The organism is Mycolicibacter heraklionensis (assembly GCF_001021505.1).
GTDB lineage: Bacteria > Actinomycetota > Actinomycetes > Mycobacteriales > Mycobacteriaceae > Mycobacterium > Mycobacterium heraklionense.
In genome coordinates, this window is the sequence record NZ_LDPO01000058.1 from 1 (window position 1) to 1445 (window position 1445).

General features: G+C 65.3%; 1 protein-coding gene. It reads left to right on the top strand.

Annotation, left to right across the window (positions count from 1 at the left end; translation table 11 throughout):
* Nucleotides 1-400: 400 nt before the first annotated feature.
* Nucleotides 401-1438, top strand: coding sequence for an IS30 family transposase (locus ABW16_RS23620; RefSeq protein ID WP_412178227.1), 1038 nt, complete (start codon nt 401-403; stop codon nt 1436-1438).
* Nucleotides 1439-1445: the final 7 nt, after the last annotated feature.

The following is a 1445-nucleotide window of genomic DNA, read 5'->3' on the forward strand; positions in this document are numbered from 1 at the left end:
CTCAGACTCAAGTGATCGCTGCAACACCTGACCAGGAAGGGGTCGGTGCTGCATGGGTCACGAAACGGGGTTTCGGGGTTCGGGTGTTCATCTAGACGTTGAGTCGGCTGGGGCTGTTCGGGCGACGTTTTGGGCGGCAGTGCGCTCGGGGCTGTCACCGACGGCGGCCGCCACGGTCGCTGGTGTGTGTGGCGCTACGGGCCGTAGGTGGGCCAAAGACGCTGGCTATCGACCTGAGAAGGGGCATTCGGGCATCCGGTACTGCCAGCAGGTCAAGGATGCATTCTGGGCCGCGATGCACTCCGGCGCGACGGCGACGCAGGCCGCGGTGGCCGCGGGGGTGTCGGAACACACCGGGCGGCATTGGGTCGATCAGGCTGGCTTCGTGCCAAGAACACTGATGTGTGCTGTTCAAGAGCCTGCAGAGGTATCACGGGCGTTGTCGTTCACCGAGCGCTGTCGTCTCGAAGAGCTGTTCGTCTCGGGGCACTCGCAAGCTGATGCCGCGCGATTGTTGGGACGGTCCCGCTCGACAATCAGCCGGGAGGCGCCTCGGGGAGCGACCAGCTGCGGCTACCGCGCCCGGATAGCCCAGGACACCGTCGATGCTGCCCGTGCTCGCCCGAAGGTGCGCAAGCTGGAGTCCAATCCAGCGTTGCTGGCCGAGGTTGTGCGACGCTTGAAATTGCGGCACAGCCCCGAGCAGATCATGCGCCGGCTGCGGCAAGATTTCCCCGACGATCCGGAGATGCGGGTGTCTCACGAGACGATCTACCAGGCCATCTACGTCCAGCCCCGCGGAGAGTTGGCCCGCCTGGTCAAAGCCGCGCTGCGAACCGGGCGCACCCAGCGAAAGACTCAGGGCCGCAACCCTATTGGCAATCGAGGCCAAATCAAGGACATGATCAACATCAGCGAACGCCCCGCTGAGGCCGAAGATCGAGCGATCCCCGGGCATTGGGAGGGTGACCTGATCATCGGCGCCGACAGCGCCTCGGCGATCGGCACCCTCGTCGAGCGCACCACCGGATTCACCTTGCTGTTGCACCTACCCGCCGATCGCACCGCCGCGACCCTCGCCGAGGCGATGACCGCCAAGATGCCCGAACTGCCCGAGATCCTGTGGCGCTCGCTGACCTGGGACCAGGGCAAGGAGATGGCATTACACACCGCAATCACCGACGCCACCGGCCTGCCGATCTACTTCTGCGACCCCCACAGCCCCTGGCAGCGCGGCACCAATGAGAACACCAACGGCCTGCTACGCCAGTACTTCCCGAAGGGCACCGACTTGTCGTTCTACGGCCCCGGCTGGCTCGACCAAGTCGCCGCCGAACTCAACGGCCGACCCCGCAAACGACTCGGCTGGCGAACCCCCGCCGAAGAACTCGACCGACTACTGTCAGACCCGTCCACATTTGTTGCAGCGACCGCCTGAATCCAGG

Excerpts from the sequence above, each read along its gene's own strand:
- ABW16_RS23620 (WP_412178227.1), top strand. The coding sequence starts at position 401 with ATGTGTGCTGTTCAAGAGCCTGCAGAGGTATCACGGGCGTTGTCGTTC.